Source organism: Arsenicicoccus sp. UBA6765, from assembly GCF_002453335.1.
Taxonomy (GTDB): Bacteria; Actinomycetota; Actinomycetes; order Actinomycetales; family Dermatophilaceae; genus Arsenicicoccus; species Arsenicicoccus bolidensis.
On record NZ_DKGR01000064.1, the window covers coordinates 1 to 17,198 of the forward strand.

Sequence of the window (17,198 nt, forward strand, 5' to 3'; positions counted from 1 at the left end):
CCATTGGGAGACACGCCCTAGCACGCCAGGTCGATGTGCCTACCTGAGGTAGGAACATCAGCCTGGGTTGGCACCGCAGGTCGACGTGCCGGACCCAGGTCGATGTGCCGGGCCCTGGCGGATGTGCCTGACCGGGCTGACCTTCGCCGGTCGTATGGCGGCCCGGTCGCCGCCAGATGGTGACGCTCCGTGAGGTCGGGCTGATCGTCATACCGGCGGGTAGCCCCCTGACCTGCGCATCTGTGATCGCTCGGATCTCATGCTGGTCAGGGTCTTCCCAGGAACGGTTGCAGGACGTAGATTCCCCCCACCCGTTGCTCGACGGGTCGATGGCCCCCGCTCCGCCCCCGCGGAGATCCATCGACGACCCCCCGGAGGATCCATGTCTCGCGCACGCACCGCTGCTGCCCTGACCGCCCCGCTGGCCCTGGCGCTCGCCGCCACCCTCGCCCCCGCGACGTCGTCGGCCGCCCCCGCCGCCCCCTCCGACGCCGCCGGGGCCACCGCGCGGGCGCTCGGCCTCGGCTCCGGAGAGCAGCTCATCCAGCGCACCGTCGGCCGCACCCCCGACGGCGTGACCCACACGCGCTACGACCGTCGCGTCGACGGACTGCGCGTCGTCGGCGGCGACATCGTCGTCCACTCCGACGCCAAGGGTGCCGTGCGGCGCACCACCTGGGGTCGCGGTCGTGCGGTCGCCCTCTCTGACAAGACGCCCAAGGTCAGCGCCACTGCCGCCCAGGCCACGGCTCGCGCCACCGCGACCGGTCTTGCCGGCACCCCCACGGTCAGCAGCGAGCTCGTGATCCACAACGGCGACGCCGGCCCGCGCCTGGCCCACGAGGTCGTCGTCAAGGGCATCCGCACCGACCAGACCCCCACCGCGCTGCACGTCGCCGTCGACGCCAAGACCGGTGCGGTGCTGGAGAGCTGGGACACCGTCACCCCCGGCACGGGCAACGGCATCCACGTCGGCAACGTCACCGTCGGCACCAGCGGATCGGCGCCGAGCTTCCAGATGGTCGACGCCCTCGGGCACCGGACCACCGACCTCAAGGGCGCCACCACCGGCGCGGGCACGGTCCTCACCGACGCCGACGACGTCTGGGGCAACGGGGCGATGTCCGACCGCGCGTCGGTCGGGGTCGACGCCCAGTTCGGCGCGCAGAAGACCTACGACTACTTCCTCACGACCTTCGGCCGCAAGGGCATCTGGGACACCGGCAAGGGGGCGCCCTCGCGGGTCCACTACGGCAACGCCTACGACAACGCCTTCTGGGACGGCACGCAGATGACCTACGGCGACGGTGCCGGCAACGCCAACCCGCTCACCTCGCTGGACGTGTCCGGCCACGAGATGACCCACGGCGTGACCGAGAACACCGCCGGCCTGGCCTACCGCGCGGAGTCCGGCGGCCTCAACGAGGCGACCTCGGACATCTTCGGCACCATGGTCGAGTTCTACGCCGCCAGCCCGGTCGACGCCGGCGACTACCTGATCGGCGAGGAGCTGGGCAGTGCGCCCTTCCGCTACATGGACAAGCCGAGCAAGGACGGCCGCAGCGCCGACTGCTACTCCTCCAAGGTCGGTCGGCTCAACGTCCACTACTCCTCGGGCCCGCTCAACCACTGGTTCTACCTCGCCTCGGAGGGCTCTGGCGCCAAGTCGGTCGGCGGCGTCAGCTACAACAGCCCCACCTGCAACAGCAAGGCCGTCGTCGGCGCGGGCCGCGACGTCGCTGCCAAGGTCTGGTACGCCACCCTCACCAACGAGCTGACCTCCCGCTCCGGCTACGCCGACGCCCGCGAGGGTGCGATCCGCCAGGCCAAGGCGATCTACGGCAAGGGCTCCGCGCAGTGCTCGTCGGTCGCCGCGGCCTTCGACGGGATCGCGGTCCCGGCCGGGACGCAGACCTGCAGCAACTGAGGCGGGTGAACCTCCGGCGACGGGGCGGTGACGCTCGATTGTGAGCCGGGCCTCCCCATCCGGTACATTGCTCGGCGGAGGATTCGCATAGTGGCCTAGTGCGCACGATTGGAAATCGTGTTGGGATAAAACCCTCGGGGGTTCAAATCCCCCATCCTCCGCCACAGCAGGGGCCCCGCACCGACGTCGTTCGGTGCGGGGCCTCTGCACATGTCCGGGCAGTCTGCTCCTGCCGTATGCCGACAAGCCCGCTGCCGGCGCCGCCGCTGGCCTGGTGCCTCGGCCCGGCGCCTCGCGGACAGGAGGGGTCAGGCGGGGGTGACCAGCTCGGCATACGTGGTCGAGCGCTGACGCAGCGGCCGCCCAATGCCGTCGGTGATCTCGCGCAGCTCCTCGACGGTCTTGGCCGACCCGTGCTCCGAGCCCGCCATGCGGCTGATCGTCTCCTCCATCAGCGTGCCGCCGAGGTCGTCGGCGCCGCCGCGCAGCATCAGCCGGGCGCCGTCGACGCCGAGCTTGACCCAGGACGTCTGTACGTGGCGGATGCGGCCGTGCAGCAGGATGCGGGCCACCGCGTGCACGGCGCGGTTGTCCCGCAGCGTCGGCCCGGGACGGGCGACCCCGGCGAGATAGACCGGTGCGTTGGTGTGCACGAACGGCAGTGGCACGAACTCCGTGAATCCCCCTGTGCGGTCCTGGATCCCGGCGAGCGTGCGCAGGTGGCCGACCCAGTGTCGGGGGTGGTCGACGTGGCCGTACATCATGGTCGAGGAGCTGGGGATCCCCAGCGTGTGGGCGGTCTCGACGATCTCGATCCACTGCGCGGTGGGCAGCTTGCCCTTGGTCAGCACCCAGCGGACCTCGTCGTCGAGGATCTCGGCGGCCGTCCCGGGGATCGAGTCCAGCCCGGCCTCGCGGAGCTCCTCGAGCCACGCGCGCGGGGAGACGCCGGCCTTGGCGGAGGCGGTGGCGATCTCCATGGGGGAGAAGGCGTGCACGTGCAGCTGGGGCTGGACGTCCTTGATCGCCCGCACGATCCGCGCGTAGTCCCCGGACCGGAGGTCGGGGCTGATCCCGCCCTGCAGGCACACCTCGGTGGCGCCGAGCGTCACGGCCTCCGTGGCGCGAGAGGCGATCTCGTCCAGGGACAGCGTGAACGCGTCGGCGTCGGTCTTGCGCTGGGCGAACGCGCAGAACCGGCACCCGACGTAGCAGACGTTGGTGAAGTTGATGTTGCGGTTGAGGACGTAGGTGACCTCGTCGCCGACCGTCTCGCGCCGCAGGTCGTCGGCGAGCCGGGTCACCTGCTCGAGGTCGTCGCCCTCGCTCGTGAGCAGCGCGAGGTAGTCCTCGTCGGACAGCCCCGCCGGGTCCGCCTCGGCGCGTGCCAGCGCCTGCCGGGCGTCGGACGGGGTCGAGACGCCGCTCCCGTGTGCCGCGACTGCCGCGCTCGTGGTCGCCCGCTCGGCGACGGCCGCCCAGTCGCCGTAGACCTCGTCGAAGTCGCTCCTCCGGTCCTCGGACCGGCCGGTCGTGTCGATGGAGGCGTGCAGGTCGACGCGACCCCGGCTCTGCGTCAGGCCGCCGCTCTCGGCCCCGCCGTCCGGCTCCTGCCAGGTCCGGCCCTCCGGCCGCACGCCCTCGCGCGCCAGCCCCGTCGCCGGGTCGGCCAGGGCGGCGACGTGCGGGTGCAGCCGCGGATCGATCCACGCCTCGTCCCGCCCGAGCGCGCCCTGCACGAAGCGCGGGTGAGCCGTCAGGCGCTCGCGCAGCTCGAGCCCGGCGGCCTCCGTGACCGTCCGCAACAGCTCGATCTCGGGCCAGGGACGCTCGGGGTTGACGTGGTCGGGCGTGACGGGCGAGACCCCGCCCCAGTCGTCGACCCCCGCGGCCAGCAGGCGCCCGCAGTCGTCGATGTCGCTGAGGTTGGGCGGCGCCTGCACGCTCGTGCCCGGGCCGAGCAGGACGCGGGTCACCGCGATCGTCGCGAGGTACTCCTCGAGTCCGACGTCCTCGGAGCCCCGCATGGCGGTGTCGTCCTTGGCGCGGAAGTTCTGGACGATCACCTCCTGCACGTGGTGGTACTCCCGGGCGAGGCGCCTGATCGCGAGGATCGACTCCACGCGGGCGGCCGGCGTCTCGCCGATGCCGACGAGGATCCCCGTCGTGAAGGGCACGCCGACCCGGCCCGCGTCCTCGATCACACGCAGGCGCACGGCCGGGTCCTTGTCGGGCGAGCCGAAGTGAGGTCCGCCCGGCTCGGTCAGCCGCGTCGAGGTGGACTCGAGCATCATCCCCATCGACGGTGCGACCGGCTTGAGGCGCTGTAGGTCGGACCAGCTCATGACGCCGGGGTTGAGGTGGGGGAGCAGCCCGGTCTCCTCCAGCACCCGGATCGCGGCGGCGCGGACATAGGCCAGGGTGTCGTCATACCCCTTGCTGTCCAACCACTCTCGTGCCGCGGGCCACCGGTCCTCGGGGCGGTCGCCGAGGGTGAACAGGGCCTCCTTGCAGCCCTGCGCCGCGCCCTCGCAGGCGATCTCGACCACCTCGTCGAGCGACAGGTAGGGAGCCTCGACGCGTCCTGGCGTGGTCGCGAACGTGCAGTAGTGGCAGCGGTCGCGGCACAGGCGCGTCAGCGGGACGAAGACCTTGCGGGAGTAGGTGACCGTGCCGGGTCGCCCCGCCTGGACCATCGCGGCGTCGCGGACCCGACCGGCCACCGAGCACAGCGCCTCGAGGTCCGAGCCTCGCGCCCCGAGCAGCACCTCGGCCTCGGCGGCGTCGAGCGCCTTGCCGTCCCGCGCTCGGGCGAGCGAACGCCGCATCGCGTTGCTGGACCTGGTCTCCTCCGTCATGCGCTGCAGGCTACGTCAGGGGTCCGACAGACCCCTCGGGCGGTCCGCGGGGCGACGAACGGGCTGCCTGGCGGGATTGGCTGATGGGGTGGGGGCTGCACTAGCATGAGGACCGGCCCCCCGCGTGGTGGTACCTCTCCCAACTCCCCCAGGGCAGGAATGCAGCAAGGGCAAGAGAGCTCTTCCAGGTGCGCGGGGGGTCTTCTCATGCCCCCCTCCTGCCGGTGGACCAGCGCGTATGCCGCCACGGCCGCCGCAGGCCGGCGCGACGGCATACCCCTTGTCAGAGGCGACCACTAGGGTCGTTCTCGTGAGCACAGCCCTCTACCGCCGCTACCGCCCCGAGACGTTCGCCGACGTCATCGGGCAGGAGCACGTGACCGAGCCCCTGATGCAGGCCCTGCGATCGGGCCGGGCCAGCCATGCCTACCTGTTCAGCGGTCCGCGCGGCTGCGGCAAGACGACCTCCGCCCGCATCCTCGCGCGCTGCCTCAACTGCGAGCAGGGACCGACCGACACCCCCTGCGGCACGTGCGAGTCGTGCGTGGCCCTGGCGCGCGGTGGCGCGGGATCGGTCGACGTGATCGAGATCGACGCGGCGAGCCACGGTGGTGTCGACGACGCCCGTGACCTGCGGGAGAAGGCGTCGTACGGCCCGGCGCGCTCGCGCTACAAGGTCTACATCATCGACGAGGCGCACATGGTGACGCCGCAGGGCTTCAACGCGCTGCTCAAGATCGTCGAGGAGCCGCCCGAGCACGTGAAGTTCGTCTTCGCGACCACCGAGCCGGACAAGGTGATCGGCACCATCCGCTCGCGCACCCACCACTACCCGTTCAGGCTGGTGCCGCCCGCCCGGCTGACCGACTACCTGCAGGAGCTGTGCGACGCCGAGGGCGTGCAGGTGGCGCAGGGCGTGCTGTCCTTCGTCGTGCGCGCGGGTGGCGGCTCGGTCCGTGACTCCCTCTCCGTGCTCGACCAGCTCATGGCGGGCGCCGGCGACGAGGGGCTGACCTACGACCGGGCCGCGGCGCTGCTCGGCTTCACCGAGGTCGAGCTGCTCGACGCCACCGTCGACGCGCTCGCCGCCGCCGACGGGGCCGCCGTGTTCCGTCAGATCGACAAGGTCATCGAGTCGGGCCAGGACCCGCGCCGCTTCCTCGAGGACCTGCTCGAGCGGCTGCGTGACCTGATCATCGTCCTGGCCACCGACCAGGGCGCGGCCGCCGTGCTGCGCGGCGTGCCCGAGGACCAGCTCGAGCGGATGCGCTCGCAGGCGGCCGGCTTCGGCGCCGGGGCACTGTCCCGCGCCGCCGACGTCGTCAACACCGGCCTCACGGAGATGACCGGCGCCACCTCGCCGCGCCTGCAGCTCGAGCTCATCTGCGCCCGGCTGCTGCTGCCCGGGGCCGCCGGCGAGCAGGGGTATGCCGCCCGCATCGACCGCCTCGAGCGCCGCATGGAGCTGGGGGGTGGCCACCCCGCGTCCGCCGAGCCGGGTGCCGATTCGCGTGGGGTCTCGGACTCGCGCCAGGGTGGTCTGAGCGGTGCCGAGGCCGCACGCGCCGCCGCCCGGCGTCCCGCCGACTCCTCCGCTCCGGCAGCCGCGTCTGCCCCCTCCCCGTCACGAGCCCAGTCCTCGTCCCAGGCGCAGGGGCAGCCCCATTCCCAGCCGCAGGCGCCTGCTGTGCCTGCACCGTCGTCCCCGTCGTCGAGCTCGGCCCCCTCGCCGACCGTGAGCTCGTCGCCGTCCCCCGTTGCCGAGCAGGGGGAGGAGCGTCGTGAGCAGGTGGCGGCCGACGCCTCGAGGGTCAGCGACGAGCCGCCGCCCGCCCAGCCCACCCCGGGTGACGTGCCTCGCAGCGGTGGCGTCTCGGCCGAGGAGCGCGAGGCGCTGCAGCAGGAGCAGGTGCGCGAGACCCGGCCGGCAGCCGCACACCCGCAGAGCGCACCCCAGACTCACGGCGGGGTCGACGCCGACATGCTCCGTCGCGCCTGGCCCGACGTGCTGGCGACCGTGTTCAAGGAGAAGCGCGTGACCTGGACGATGCTGTCCGAGCACGCCCAGATCATGGAGTTCGACGGCCGCCGCGTGGTGCTCGGCATCAACAATCCCGGAGTGGCCCAACGCTTCGCGACCAGCAAGGTCCACGCCGAGGTGGTGCGTCAGGCGCTCATCGACGTGATCGGCGTGGACGCCCAGGTCGAGGGCGTGCCCCTGGCGTCGCACGCCAGCGGCGGCGGTGGTGGCCACGGCGCACCGCGTCAGCAGGCGCCCCGCCCGGCGACGGCCGAGCCTTCGGCGCCACCGGACCACGCTGGCTCCGGGCCCGCAGCTCCGGCGCACGGGGGCGGTCGGTCACAAGGGGGCTCACCGGCCCACGACGATGCCCCCTCCCCGGAGATGCGCGAAGCCATGGGGATGGGCGGTGCGCCGTCCCGCGGCGACGACAGCTCGGGAGGCTGGGCGGCAGGTTCCCCTGCTCCTGACTGGGCGACGCCCTCCCCTTCGGCGGCGGAGTCGGATCCGGCGACCGGCCCCTCGTCGGCATCACCCCCAGCAGCAGCCGCACCGGGATCACGCGCCCCCGGCGGTGGAGAGACCGGAGATTCACGCGGCCCAGGGCAGGCCGGAGACTCACGCGGCTCCGGTCAGACCTCCGACCGGCCCGCGCGACCTTCCGCAGCTGGTGAGCCGCGCGACGAGGACGAGCCGGTCGACCCCGAGTCGGTTCCGGTCGACGAGGCGTCGTTGTCGCCCTACCAGCGTGCGATGCGCCGGGCTGCCGCCCAGGAGGGACGTCAGGGCCAGGGTCGTCAGGTCAAGCGGGTCTCCGACGAGGACGTCAGCACCGACGACGAGAGCGTCGACGGGGGTGCCGCCGGTCCGGCGGTCATCGCCAGCATCCTCGGCGGCAAGGTCATCGAGGAGCGCACCCCCTGACGGTGGCGCGCGAGGCGGTGGGACCGGCATACGGACGCGGTGCGCGCCAGCGGGTCTGTCCCCACGCCCGGGACCGCTAGGCTCGGCCCGCACGCCCGTTCCGTCGACTGCGAGGGTCCATGTTCTACCGACTCGTCCACTCGGTGCTCAAGCCGGTGACCCACGCGATCTATCGACCGCACATCGATGGCATCGACAACGTCCCCCGGCGTGGGCCGGTGATCCTGGCGAGCAACCACCTGTCCTTCATCGACAGCTTCGTGATCCCGCTGGCCGCGCCGCGTCAGGTGGCCTTCCTCGCCAAGGCGGAGTACTTCACGGGCACGGGCGTCGCCGGGGCGATCCGTCGCGAGATGTTCGAGGCCGTCGGCGCGATCCCGGTCGACCGCGACTCGTCCCGCGCCGCGCAGCAGTCGCTCGAGGCGCAGCTGGAGGTCCTCCGCCGCGGCGGTGCCACCGGCATCTACCCGGAGGGCACGCGATCGCGCGACGGTCGTCTCTACAAGGGCAAGACCGGAGCGGCCTGGCTGGCGCTGCAGGCGGGCTGCCCGATCGTGCCGGTCGGCCTGATCGGCACCCCCGACATCCAGCCCGTCGGCGCCCGGTGGCCCCGGATCGCCAAGGTCACCGTCAGGTTCGGCACCCCCATCGAGGTGGCGGGGCGCTTCGACGGTGTCCCCGCGGCCAGGGCCCGCCGCCAGGTCACGGACGAGGTGATGGCGGCGATTCACACGCTGACCGGCCAGGAGCTCGCGGGCACGACCAACGACCGCTCCGCCCAGGCCTGACCCGCACCGCCGCAGGCCAGCGTTCGTGAGCTGCGAGCGCACGTTGTGCGGGTTGGGGGCGCCAGGAGCGTGCGTTTGTGAGCTGGGAGCGCGCGTTGTGCGGGTTGGGGGCGCCAGGAGCGTGCGTTTGTGAGCTGCGAGCGCGCGTTGTGCGGGTTGGGGGCGCCAGGAGCGTGCGTTTGTGAGCTGCGAGCGCGGAGAGGGCACGGTGTTGCGGGCGTGGGCGTGCCGGGTCAGCGCTGCGAGCGCGGGGAGTGCACGGTGTTGCGGGCGTGGGCGTGCTGGGTCAGCGGGCGGCGTTGAGCTCGTCCCGCCAGCGCAGCCACGGCTCCACGTGCTCCATCGGGTAGTCCGGCCCGCTGATGCCCATCGTGAAGGTCGTCGCGCCCAGCTCGAGCAGCGGTGTGCCCTCCACCTCTGGGGCCTCGGGTTGCCGCCCGTCACGCCCGCGTCCGCCGACGCCGACCGACATCTCGATCTCGGCGGGGTCCCGTCCGACCGAGGCGCAGTGGTCACGCAGGACCGACGCCTTGTGCGCGAGCTCCTCGCCCGTCGCGAAGGTGTGCCAGATGTCGGCGTGCTGAGCCACGATCCGCAGCGTCTTGCGCTCGCCGCCGCCGCCGATGAGGACGGGGATGTCGCGCGTGGGCGGCGGGTTGAGCGCCGCCCACCGCGCCTTGATGCGGGGCATCGACTCGGCGAGGTCGTCGAGCCGCGAGCCGGCGGTGCCGAACTCGTAGCCGTACGCGTCGTAGTCGCGCTCGAACCAGCCCGAGCCGATGCCGAGGATCAACCGGCCGTCGCTGATGTGGTCGACCGTGCGGGCCATGTCGGCGAGCAGGTCGGGGTTGCGGTAGCTGTTGCACGTCACGAGGGGCGCGAGCTGCACCCGCGTCGTCTGCTCGGCCCACGCGGCGAGCAGCGTCCAGCACTCGAAGTGCGCACCGTCCGGGTCGCCGTTGAGCGGGTAGAAGTGGTCCCAGTTGTAGACGATGTCCACGCCGAGGTCCTCGGCCCGGCTGACGGCGTCGCGGAGCTGGGCATAGGTGGCGTGCTGAGGCTGCAGCTGGAGCCCGATGCGGATGGGGCGCGAGGCGGCGGCGGTCGTCATACGGTCAACTCTGGCCGACGAGCGCGGACCCCACCACCCGAGCACGACAACCTTGGCCCCGGGGAGCCCGGTCACTCGTGATCGTCAGCCCGGCGCGACGGGGTTTGTCGGTGCCAGGGCATAGGCTCGCGGATGTGTATGAGGGTGCTGTCCAGGATCTGATCGACGAGCTCGGGAGACTTCCCGGGGTCGGCCCCAAGAGTGCGCAGCGCATCGCGTTCCACGTGCTGCAGGCCGACCAGGTCGACGTGCAGCGGCTCGTGGACGCGCTCGTGCAGGTCAAGGCCAAGGTGCGCTTCTGCGTGGTGTGCGGCAACGTCGCCGAGGCCGAGCAGTGCCGCATCTGCCGGGACCCTCGCCGCGAGGCAGGTCTGATCTGCGTGGTCGAGGAGCCCAAGGACGTCGTCGCGATCGAGCGGACGCGCGAGTTCCGGGGGCGCTACCACGTGCTCGGCGGCGCGATCAGCCCGATCGACGGCATCGGCCCGGACGACCTGCGCATCACCGAGCTGATGGCCCGGCTCGGCAGCACCGAGATCACTGAGATCATCATCGCCACGGACCCCAACCTCGAGGGCGAGGCCACCGCGAGCTATCTCGCGCGGCTCCTCGGGCCCATGGGGCTCAAGGTCAGCCGCCTCGCCAGCGGTCTGCCGGTGGGTGGAGACTTGGAGTACGCCGACGAAGTCACGCTCGGGAGGGCGTTCGAGGGTAGGAGGATGCTCAATGTCTGAACCGACGATGGCCGACGACCTGGCCGCGGTGGAGCGCCAGACCGCTGAGGACGTGCGCGCCTTCTGCGACATCGTGACCGACGTGGCCAGGGGTGATGCGCCCGACTCCGCGATCCCCTTCCTGCTGCTGGGGCTCTCGCAGGTGCTGCTGACGGGTGCGCGCCTCGGGGCCATCCAGGACGTGGTGCTGGTCGAGAAGTTCGAGCCAGACCCCGGACCCGACGTCGACACGGACCCGGTCCGCGCCGGTCTGGCGCGGTTGTTCGAGGGGCTGGACGAGTATGCCGACGTCGTCGACCCCGTCACGTCCGTCGAGCTGACCGCGGGGTCCCTGTCCAACGACCTGGCCTCGATCGTCGTCGACCTGGTCCACGGCTTGCAGCACCACGAGGCCGGGCGTCCGGTCGAGGCGCTGTGGTGGTGGCAGTTCTCCTACCTGTCCTCGTGGGGCGACCGGGCGGCGTCGGCGCTGCGCGTGCTGCAGTCGGTGCTCGCCCACATCCGGCTCGACGCCGACGAGGAGATCGTGGCCGAGGCGGAGTTCGACGCGCTGCACACCTGAGTCAGCGGTCGAAGATCCGCGTCAGGTGATCCACCGCTGACGCCACGCCGTGCTCGGCGCGCACCTCGTCGCCGAGCCTGGCGGCCGCGACGGCACATCCGGGTGACAGAGCAGCTCGTATGCCGTCCGCCAGCCGCTCCGGGGTGAGCTCTCGTCGCGCGATGGCCGCCGGCCCGCAGCCGAGCGCGTGGACGCGCCGCCCCCAGTAGGCCTGGTCGCCCATGTGCGGCACCACGACCTGCGGCACCCCGGCGCGGAAGGCCGCCCCGGTCGTGCCCGCCCCGCCGTGCCCGACGACGGCCGCCGTACGAGGAAAGAGCCAGTCGTGGGGTGCGCCCTCGACGGTGAGGACGTCGTCGCCCTCGACATGCAGGTCGGCGTTGCCGCGCAGCACCACGGCGCGCATCCCCACGGCCCGGACGGCGTCGGCCACGACCCGTGAGCTGCCCTCGGGGTCGAGGGAGCTCATCGACCCGAAGCCCACGTAGACCGGCGGCGGACCCGCCTCGAGGAAGTCGACGAGCACGGGGTCGGGGACGTGGCCGTCGCCGGGGTCTCCCGGGAGCGTCCAGAACCCCGTGACGTGCACGGTCATGGGCCAGTCGGGCGCCGGCGGCACGACGTGGGGGCTCACGGCCATCAGCGCGGGGGCGGAGCGGATCTCGGTCATCAGCTGCTGCAGCGTCGGACGGCGCACCCCGATGCGGCGGCGCAGCTCGTGGGCGATGGGGGCGATGACGGGCTGCACGGCGGTCGACGTGAGCGTGCCCGCGACGAGGTTGAGCGCCGAGCGGCGGCCGGGGAGCGCGGCGTACACGTAGGACGAGCCGAGCGAGGTCTGCAGGACCGGCGCGAACAGGGCGATGGCGTGGCCGATCCCCGTGTGCCGGGCCAGGACCCAGCCGGCCTCGTAGGTGAGCGTGCTCGAGATCAGGACGTCGTGCTCCGGGGCGGCGCGCAGGAGCGTCGTGGTGACGACGTCGGCCGCCAGCGTGCTCACCTCGTGCATGAGGCGCATCTCGGCGACCGTGCTGCGGGAGGTGCCGCCGAGCCAGCGGCGTCCTAGGTCGGTGCGGGACAGCTCGGCCACCGAGACACCGAAGTCCGTGTAGCCGAGCCCCGCCTCGCGGATCCAGGGCTCGAAATCGAGCGTGGCCGCGATGGTGACCTCGTGGCCGGCGTCGCGCAGACCGAGCCCCAGGGCGACGAAGGGTTGGACGTCTCCGCGCGAGCCCCACGCGAGCAACAGGTAGCGCACCCTCTGAACCTACCTGAGGTAGGTTCGCGGTATGCCCACCCCGCTGCTCCGACACCTGGCGGCGGAGGACGAGCACCGCGAATCCCTCGGCCTGACAAGGCGGTTGCGCGCCAGGGACGGCGACGAGCTCGTGGACCTCGCGGGCAACGACTACCTCGGGCTCCTGCGCCACCCCCTCGTGGTGTCCGGCGCCGTCGAGGCAGCAAGGTCGTATGGCGGGGGAGCCGGCGCCTCGCGTCTGGTGTCCGGGACGCTCGCGATCCACGGGGAGCTCGAGCGCGAGCTGGCCGAGCTCACCGGTGCCGCAACGGGACTCGTGCTGTCGACGGGCTACCACGCCAACCTGGCGGCGATCACGGCCCTGGCCGACGCGGAGACGACGATCGTGTCGGACGCCCATGTGCACGCCTCCCTCATCGACGCCTGTCGCCTGTCGCGCGGCCGGGTCGTGGTGGCGCGGCACAACGACGTCGACGACCTGGCGCGGCTCGTGCGCGAGGCCGGCACGGCGCGGGTGCTGGTCGTCGTCGAGTCGGTCTACAGCGTCCTCGGCGACGCGGCGCCGCTGGACGAGATCGCCGGCGTGGCAGCGGATCTCGGAGCGACGGTGCTCGTCGACGAGGCACACGGCCTCGGCGTCCTGGGGGAGCGTGGTGAGGGGCTGGTCGCGGCGTCGGGGCTCGGCGCTCGTCCCGACGTCGTGGTCACCGCGACCCTGTCCAAGTCACTGGCCGCGCAGGGCGGCGCCGTCCTGGCGCACCCGGCGGTCCGGCACCACCTCGTCAACACCGGCCGCCCGTTCATCTACGACACCGGTCTGGCCCCGGCCGCGGCCGGGGCGGCGCTGGGTGCGCTGCGAGCCCTGCGCGAGGAGCGTTGGCGCCCAAGGCGCCTCGCGCAGGTCATGGCGGTGCTCGCCGAGTCCGTCGAGGTCGATGCACCGGCGGGGGCCGTCCTCAGCATCCCGGCTCCCGGACCGCGCGAGGCGGTGGCCGCCGTGGAGACAGCGCGCCACCGGGGCGTGCGGATCGGCTGCTTCCGGCCCCCCTCGAGCCCGGACGGTGCGTCCCGCCTGCGCCTCACCGGTCACGCCGACCTGACGGACGACGAGCTGGCTCACGCCGTGCACGTGCTGCGGGAGGTCACGGGCCGCTGACGAGGGCCCGCGCCGTGACGCGGTCGAGCTTGCCCGGCCCCCGGCGGGGCAGGGCCTCCACCAGGTGCAGCGAACGTGGCAGAGCGTGCGCGGGCAGGTGGTGCCGCAGCCGGTCCCGCAGCACCGTGATCGTGGGGAGCGTCGGGATCGCCTGACCCGTGACGGTGCCCGCGACCGCCAGCACCGTCACGGCTTCGCCCCACTCGGCGTCGGGCGCGCCCACCACGAGGGTCTCGCCCAGCTCCGGGACGGCCGCGCCGAGCGCGTCCTCCACGACGGTCGGCGCGACCTTGAGCCCGCCGCTGATGATCAGGTCGTCCAGTCGGCCGACCACCTGCACCCGGCCGTCCCGCAGGAGCCGTCCGTGGTCGTTGGTGCGGAACCACCTCCGGCCGGACGCGTCGGCGCCGAATGCGGCGTCGGCGTCCGGCCTCCCCAGGTACCCGAGGGCCACCAGGGGCCCGCCCACGTGGACCCGCCCGTCGCCGTCGAGCACCACGTCGGTGCCAGGCAGGGGGCGTCCGTCATACAGGCAACCCCCGGAGGTCTCGCTGCACCCATAGCCGTCCACGAGCCGTATGCCGAGCGCCCTCGCCCGAGCGCGGTCGACGGTGGGCAGCGGCGCGGCTCCGACCCCGACGACGTCGTAGTCGCGGAGCGCCGCCACGGCCTCGGGATCCGCGAGGAGGCGGTGGAGCTGGGTGGGCACCAGCGTGACGTAGCGCCGTGCCGCGCGAGGGTCGAGCCGCCGCGTCGCCTCGACGAACGCGGCCCCGTCGAAGTGCCCCGGGGCCACCGCCACGGGCTCGTGACCCGCGGCGAGGTTGCGCAGGATCACGGCGATGCCGGTGATGTGTGAGGGCGGGACGGCCAGCAGCGACTGCCCCGGGCCGCCAAAGGCATCCTGCACGCCGTCCACCGCCTGCGCGAGCGACGCTGCGGCGAGCATGGTGGGCTTGGGCTGACCGGTGGTGCCGGACGTGGCGATGATGACGGCCGCCTCGTCGGGGACCGAGGGCCAGTCGGCCGGGTCGACCGCCTGGGCCGCCACGACCGCGGGCCCGGTCCCGTCGAGGGCCGCCTCGAGGGTGGCCAGGGTGGCCACGTCGGCGAGGACGTCGTGGGCGCTGGCGCCCGGTGGTGGCCAGGCGACGAGGGAGCGGCTCATGGACCTCGACCCTAGTCGGCCCACCTGAACACCGTTCAGGACCTACCTGAGGTAGTGACGTCCGCCCGCCTTCGCACGCCAGGCCGATGTGACCGCCTGAGGTAGGTCCATCGGCCTGGGTTCGACCCGACATCTCGGGATGCGGCGCTGACCAGGCGCGGCGGCTGCGCTCGCTAGGCTGGCACCGCCCCATCCCCGTCCCGAGAGGCGACACCGTGAGCCTGGTGGTCATGAAGTTCGGCGGTTCCTCCGTCGCGGACGCCGACAGCGTCAAGCGTGTCGCACGCCGGATCGTCGAGACCAAGAAGGCCGGCAACGACGTCTGCGTCGTGGTCAGCGCCATGGGTGACAGCACCGACGAGCTCATCGACCTGGCGACCCAGATCAGCCCGCTGCCGCCGCTGCGCGAGATGGACATGCTCCTCACCGCCGGTGAGCGCATCGCGATGGCCGTGATGGCGATGGCCATCGCCAACCTCGGCTACACCGCCCAGTCCTTCACGGGCAGCCAGGCGGGCATCATCACCGACGAGCAGCACGGCAAGGCCCGCATCCTCGACGTCACGCCGGGGCGCATCCGCGGGGCCATGGACAATGGCCACATCGCGATCGTCGCCGGCTTCCAGGGCGTCTCGCAGGAGACCAAGAACATCACCACCCTCGGCCGCGGCGGCTCGGACACCACGGCCGTGGCGCTGGCGGCGGCGCTCGAGGCGGACGTCTGCGAGGTCTACACCGACGTCGACGGCGTATTCACCGCCGACCCCCGCATCGTCCCGACGGCGCGCAAGCTCGACCGCGTGTCCAGCGAGGAGATGCTCGAGCTGGCCGCCAACGGCGCCAAGATCCTCATGCTGCGCTGCGTCGAGTACGCCCGCCGCTACAACCTCCCGATCCACGTGCGGTCGTCCTTCTCCCACAAGGAGGGCACCCTCGTCATGGACCACCCCGAAGGAGCAGACGTGGAAGCATCCCTGATCTCCGGAGTCGCGCACGACCGCAGCGAGGCCAAGATCACGATCGTCGGCGTGCCCGACAACCCGGGCAAGGCCGCCGAGGTCTTCGAGGCGCTGTCGCAGGCGGGCGTCAACATCGACATGATCGTGCAGAACGTCTCGGCCGTGGAGACCGGCCTGACCGACATCTCCTTCACCCTGCCCAAGACGGACGGCCCGCAGGCGGCCCAGTTCCTCGGCCGGGTCCAGGACCGCGTCGGGTTCCGGTCGCTGCAGTATGACGACCAGATCGGCAAGCTCTCGCTCGTCGGCGCGGGCATGAAGTCCAACCCCGGGGTGTCGGCGACCTTCTTCCGGGCGCTGGCCCAGTCGGGCATCAACATCGAGATGATCTCCACCTCGGAGATCCGCATCTCGGTCGTCACCCGCGACGACCAGCTCGACGACGCGGTGCGCGCCGTCCACACGGCGTTCGGGCTGGACAGCGCGTCCGGTGAGGCCGTCGTCTACGGCGGCACCGGACGCTGACGCCTGGCGGGCCTTCCGCCATACCGAGCTCGCTTGCTGCACTAGGAGACTGACATGAGCACTGGAGTCAACCTCGGCGTCGTCGGCGCCACCGGCCAGGTCGGCACCGTCGTCCTGCGGATCCTCGAGGAGCGCGACTTCCCGGTCGCCTCGCTGCGGCTGTTCGCCTCGGCGCGCTCCGCGGGCAAGACCCTGACCTATCGCGGGCAGGAGATCACGATCGAGGACGCCTCGACCGCCGACCCGAGCGGCCTGGACATCGCGATCTTCTCCGCGGGCGCCACGACCTCCAAGGCCCAGGCGCCGCGCTTCGCCGAGGCCGGGGTCGTCGTGGTCGACAACTCCTCCGGCTGGCGCAAGGACCCCGAGGTCCCGCTGGTCGTCTCCGAGGTCAACCCGGACGCGATCAAGGACCGCCCCAAGGGCATCATCGCCAACCCCAACTGCACGACCATGGCCGCGATGCCGGTGCTCAAGCCCCTCGCGGACGAGGCCGGCCTGCAGCGGCTCGTGGTCTCCAGCTACCAGGCCGTGTCGGGCTCCGGTCTCGCCGGCGTCGAGGAGCTGGCCGGCCAGGTGCGCCGCGGCACCGACGCGGGCGAGGGCGCCATCGAGGGCCTGACCCACGACGGGTCGGCCGTCGACCTGGGCGAGCCCGCCACGTACGTCGCCCCCATCGCCTACAACGTCCTGCCGATGGCCGGCTCGATCGTCGACGACGGCTCGCTGGAGACCGACGAGGAGCAGAAGCTCCGCAACGAGTCGCGCAAGATCCTCGCCCTGCCCGAGCTGCGCGTCTCCGGCACGTGCGTGCGCGTCCCCGTCTTCAGCGGCCACTCGCTGTCGATCAACGCCGAGTTCGACCGCCCCATCTCGGTGCAGCGGGCCACCGAGCTGCTGGCGTCCGCGCCGGGCGTCGAGCTGCGCGACGTGCCGACGCCCCTCGAGGCGGCGGGCGCCGACCCGTCATACGTCGGGCGCATCCGCCAGGACCAGTCCGTCGACGACGGCAAGGGCCTGGTGCTGTTCGTCGCCAACGACAACCTGCGCAAGGGCGCGGCGCTCAACGCCGTCCAGATCGCCGAGCTCGTGGCCGACGAGCTGGGGCTGCGCACCGCCTGACCCGCGCGGCGCGTCCGGCGCCCGCACACGCCCACAAAAGATCGTGAGTGTTTGCTCCAAGGATGTTGGATGTCGTGTCTCGGTAC

General features: G+C 72.5%; 12 protein-coding genes, 1 tRNA gene and 1 other RNA gene. 10 read left to right on the forward strand and 4 right to left on the reverse strand.

All coding sequences use genetic code 11. From position 1 onward, the window contains the following. Positions 1-382: 382 nt before the first annotated feature. Together B4K29_RS17975 and B4K29_RS17980 are read left to right on the forward strand one after the other, a co-directional pair. Positions 383-1,927, forward strand: coding sequence for a M4 family metallopeptidase (locus B4K29_RS17975; protein WP_286968424.1), 1,545 nt, complete (start codon positions 383-385; stop codon positions 1,925-1,927). A gap of 76 nt (positions 1,928-2,003) precedes the next feature. After that, positions 2,004-2,091, forward strand: a tRNA-Ser gene (locus tag B4K29_RS17980). A 144-nt stretch (positions 2,092-2,235) separates the two neighbouring features. On the opposite strand, the gene B4K29_RS17985 is transcribed toward B4K29_RS17980, so the two are convergent. Next, positions 2,236-4,785 (reverse strand): bifunctional FO biosynthesis protein CofGH, encoded by a 2,550-nt coding sequence (locus tag B4K29_RS17985; protein WP_286968425.1) that lies wholly within the window; start codon positions 4,783-4,785, stop codon positions 2,236-2,238. Between the two features lie 111 nt (positions 4,786-4,896). Here B4K29_RS17985 and ffs point away from each other — a divergent pair. The 3 genes from ffs to B4K29_RS18000 all read left to right on the forward strand — a co-directional run bounded on the left by ffs (position 4,897) and on the right by B4K29_RS18000 (position 8,517). Then, positions 4,897-4,993: signal recognition particle sRNA small type (ffs, locus tag B4K29_RS17990), an RNA gene on the forward strand. A gap of 102 nt (positions 4,994-5,095) precedes the next feature. Beyond that, a complete protein-coding gene (locus B4K29_RS17995; protein WP_286968427.1) occupies positions 5,096-7,729 on the forward strand; it encodes a DNA polymerase III subunit gamma and tau in 2,634 nt (877 codons plus the stop codon). A 119-nt stretch (positions 7,730-7,848) separates the two neighbouring features. After that, on the forward strand, positions 7,849-8,517 hold the full coding sequence (locus tag B4K29_RS18000; protein ID WP_239264222.1) for a lysophospholipid acyltransferase family protein: 669 nt from the start codon (positions 7,849-7,851) through the stop codon (positions 8,515-8,517). Positions 8,518-8,803: 286 nt separating this feature from the next. Here B4K29_RS18000 and B4K29_RS18005 read toward each other — a convergent pair whose 3' ends face one another. Continuing rightward, complete coding sequence (locus B4K29_RS18005; protein WP_286960033.1) at positions 8,804-9,628, reverse strand: LLM class F420-dependent oxidoreductase; 825 nt, start codon at positions 9,626-9,628, stop codon at positions 8,804-8,806. A gap of 134 nt (positions 9,629-9,762) precedes the next feature. On the opposite strand from B4K29_RS18005, the gene recR reads away from it, so the two are divergent. Both recR and B4K29_RS18015 read left to right on the forward strand, forming a co-directional pair. After that, on the forward strand, positions 9,763-10,362 hold the full coding sequence (recR, locus tag B4K29_RS18010) for a recombination mediator RecR (protein WP_286960034.1): 600 nt from the start codon (positions 9,763-9,765) through the stop codon (positions 10,360-10,362). Next, the gene (locus B4K29_RS18015) at positions 10,355-10,924 is read left to right on the forward strand and encodes a DUF5063 domain-containing protein (RefSeq protein WP_286960035.1); all 570 of its coding nucleotides are present in this window, start codon (positions 10,355-10,357) and stop codon (positions 10,922-10,924) included. Before recR ends, B4K29_RS18015 begins: the two co-directional genes overlap by 8 nt. A 1-nt stretch (position 10,925) precedes the next feature. Here the strand turns inward: B4K29_RS18015 and B4K29_RS18020 are convergent, their stop codons facing one another. After that, positions 10,926-12,182: a glycosyltransferase gene (locus tag B4K29_RS18020; RefSeq protein ID WP_286968430.1), complete on the reverse strand. Its 1,257-nt coding sequence runs from the start codon at positions 12,180-12,182 to the stop codon at positions 10,926-10,928. A 31-nt stretch (positions 12,183-12,213) separates the two neighbouring features. Between B4K29_RS18020 and B4K29_RS18025 the strand changes: the two genes are divergently transcribed. Continuing rightward, positions 12,214-13,338 (forward strand): 8-amino-7-oxononanoate synthase, encoded by a 1,125-nt coding sequence (locus B4K29_RS18025; protein ID WP_286968432.1) that lies wholly within the window; start codon positions 12,214-12,216, stop codon positions 13,336-13,338. Here B4K29_RS18025 and B4K29_RS18030 read toward each other — a convergent pair. Next, complete coding sequence (locus B4K29_RS18030; protein ID WP_286968434.1) at positions 13,325-14,506, reverse strand: AMP-binding protein; 1,182 nt, start codon at positions 14,504-14,506, stop codon at positions 13,325-13,327. The two genes, B4K29_RS18025 and B4K29_RS18030, sit on opposite strands and share 14 nt — an antisense overlap. Before the next feature lie 215 nt (positions 14,507-14,721). On the opposite strand from B4K29_RS18030, the gene B4K29_RS18035 reads away from it, so the two are divergent. Next, a complete protein-coding gene (locus tag B4K29_RS18035; protein ID WP_286968435.1) occupies positions 14,722-15,990 on the forward strand; it encodes an aspartate kinase in 1,269 nt (422 codons plus the stop codon). Positions 15,991-16,044: 54 nt separating this feature from the next. After that, a complete protein-coding gene (locus B4K29_RS18040; RefSeq protein ID WP_286968437.1) occupies positions 16,045-17,112 on the forward strand; it encodes an aspartate-semialdehyde dehydrogenase in 1,068 nt (355 codons plus the stop codon). Positions 17,113-17,198 lie beyond the last annotated feature (86 nt).

Bases quoted from the DNA above. Each gene is read 5' to 3' on its own strand.
- B4K29_RS17975 (WP_286968424.1), top strand. From the start codon at position 383: ATGTCTCGCGCACGCACCGCTGCTGCCCTGACCGCCCCGCTGGCCCTG.
- B4K29_RS17985 (WP_286968425.1), bottom strand. From the start codon at position 4,785: ATGACGGAGGAGACCAGGTCCAGCAACGCGATGCGGCGTTCGCTCGCC.
- B4K29_RS18000 (WP_239264222.1), top strand. From the start codon at position 7,849: ATGTTCTACCGACTCGTCCACTCGGTGCTCAAGCCGGTGACCCACGCG.
- B4K29_RS18005 (WP_286960033.1), bottom strand. From the start codon at position 9,628: ATGACGACCGCCGCCGCCTCGCGCCCCATCCGCATCGGGCTCCAGCTG.
- B4K29_RS18015 (WP_286960035.1), top strand. From the start codon at position 10,355: ATGTCTGAACCGACGATGGCCGACGACCTGGCCGCGGTGGAGCGCCAG.
- B4K29_RS18025 (WP_286968432.1), top strand. From the start codon at position 12,214: ATGCCCACCCCGCTGCTCCGACACCTGGCGGCGGAGGACGAGCACCGC.
- B4K29_RS18030 (WP_286968434.1), bottom strand. From the start codon at position 14,506: ATGAGCCGCTCCCTCGTCGCCTGGCCACCACCGGGCGCCAGCGCCCAC.
- B4K29_RS18040 (WP_286968437.1), top strand. From the start codon at position 16,045: ATGAGCACTGGAGTCAACCTCGGCGTCGTCGGCGCCACCGGCCAGGTC.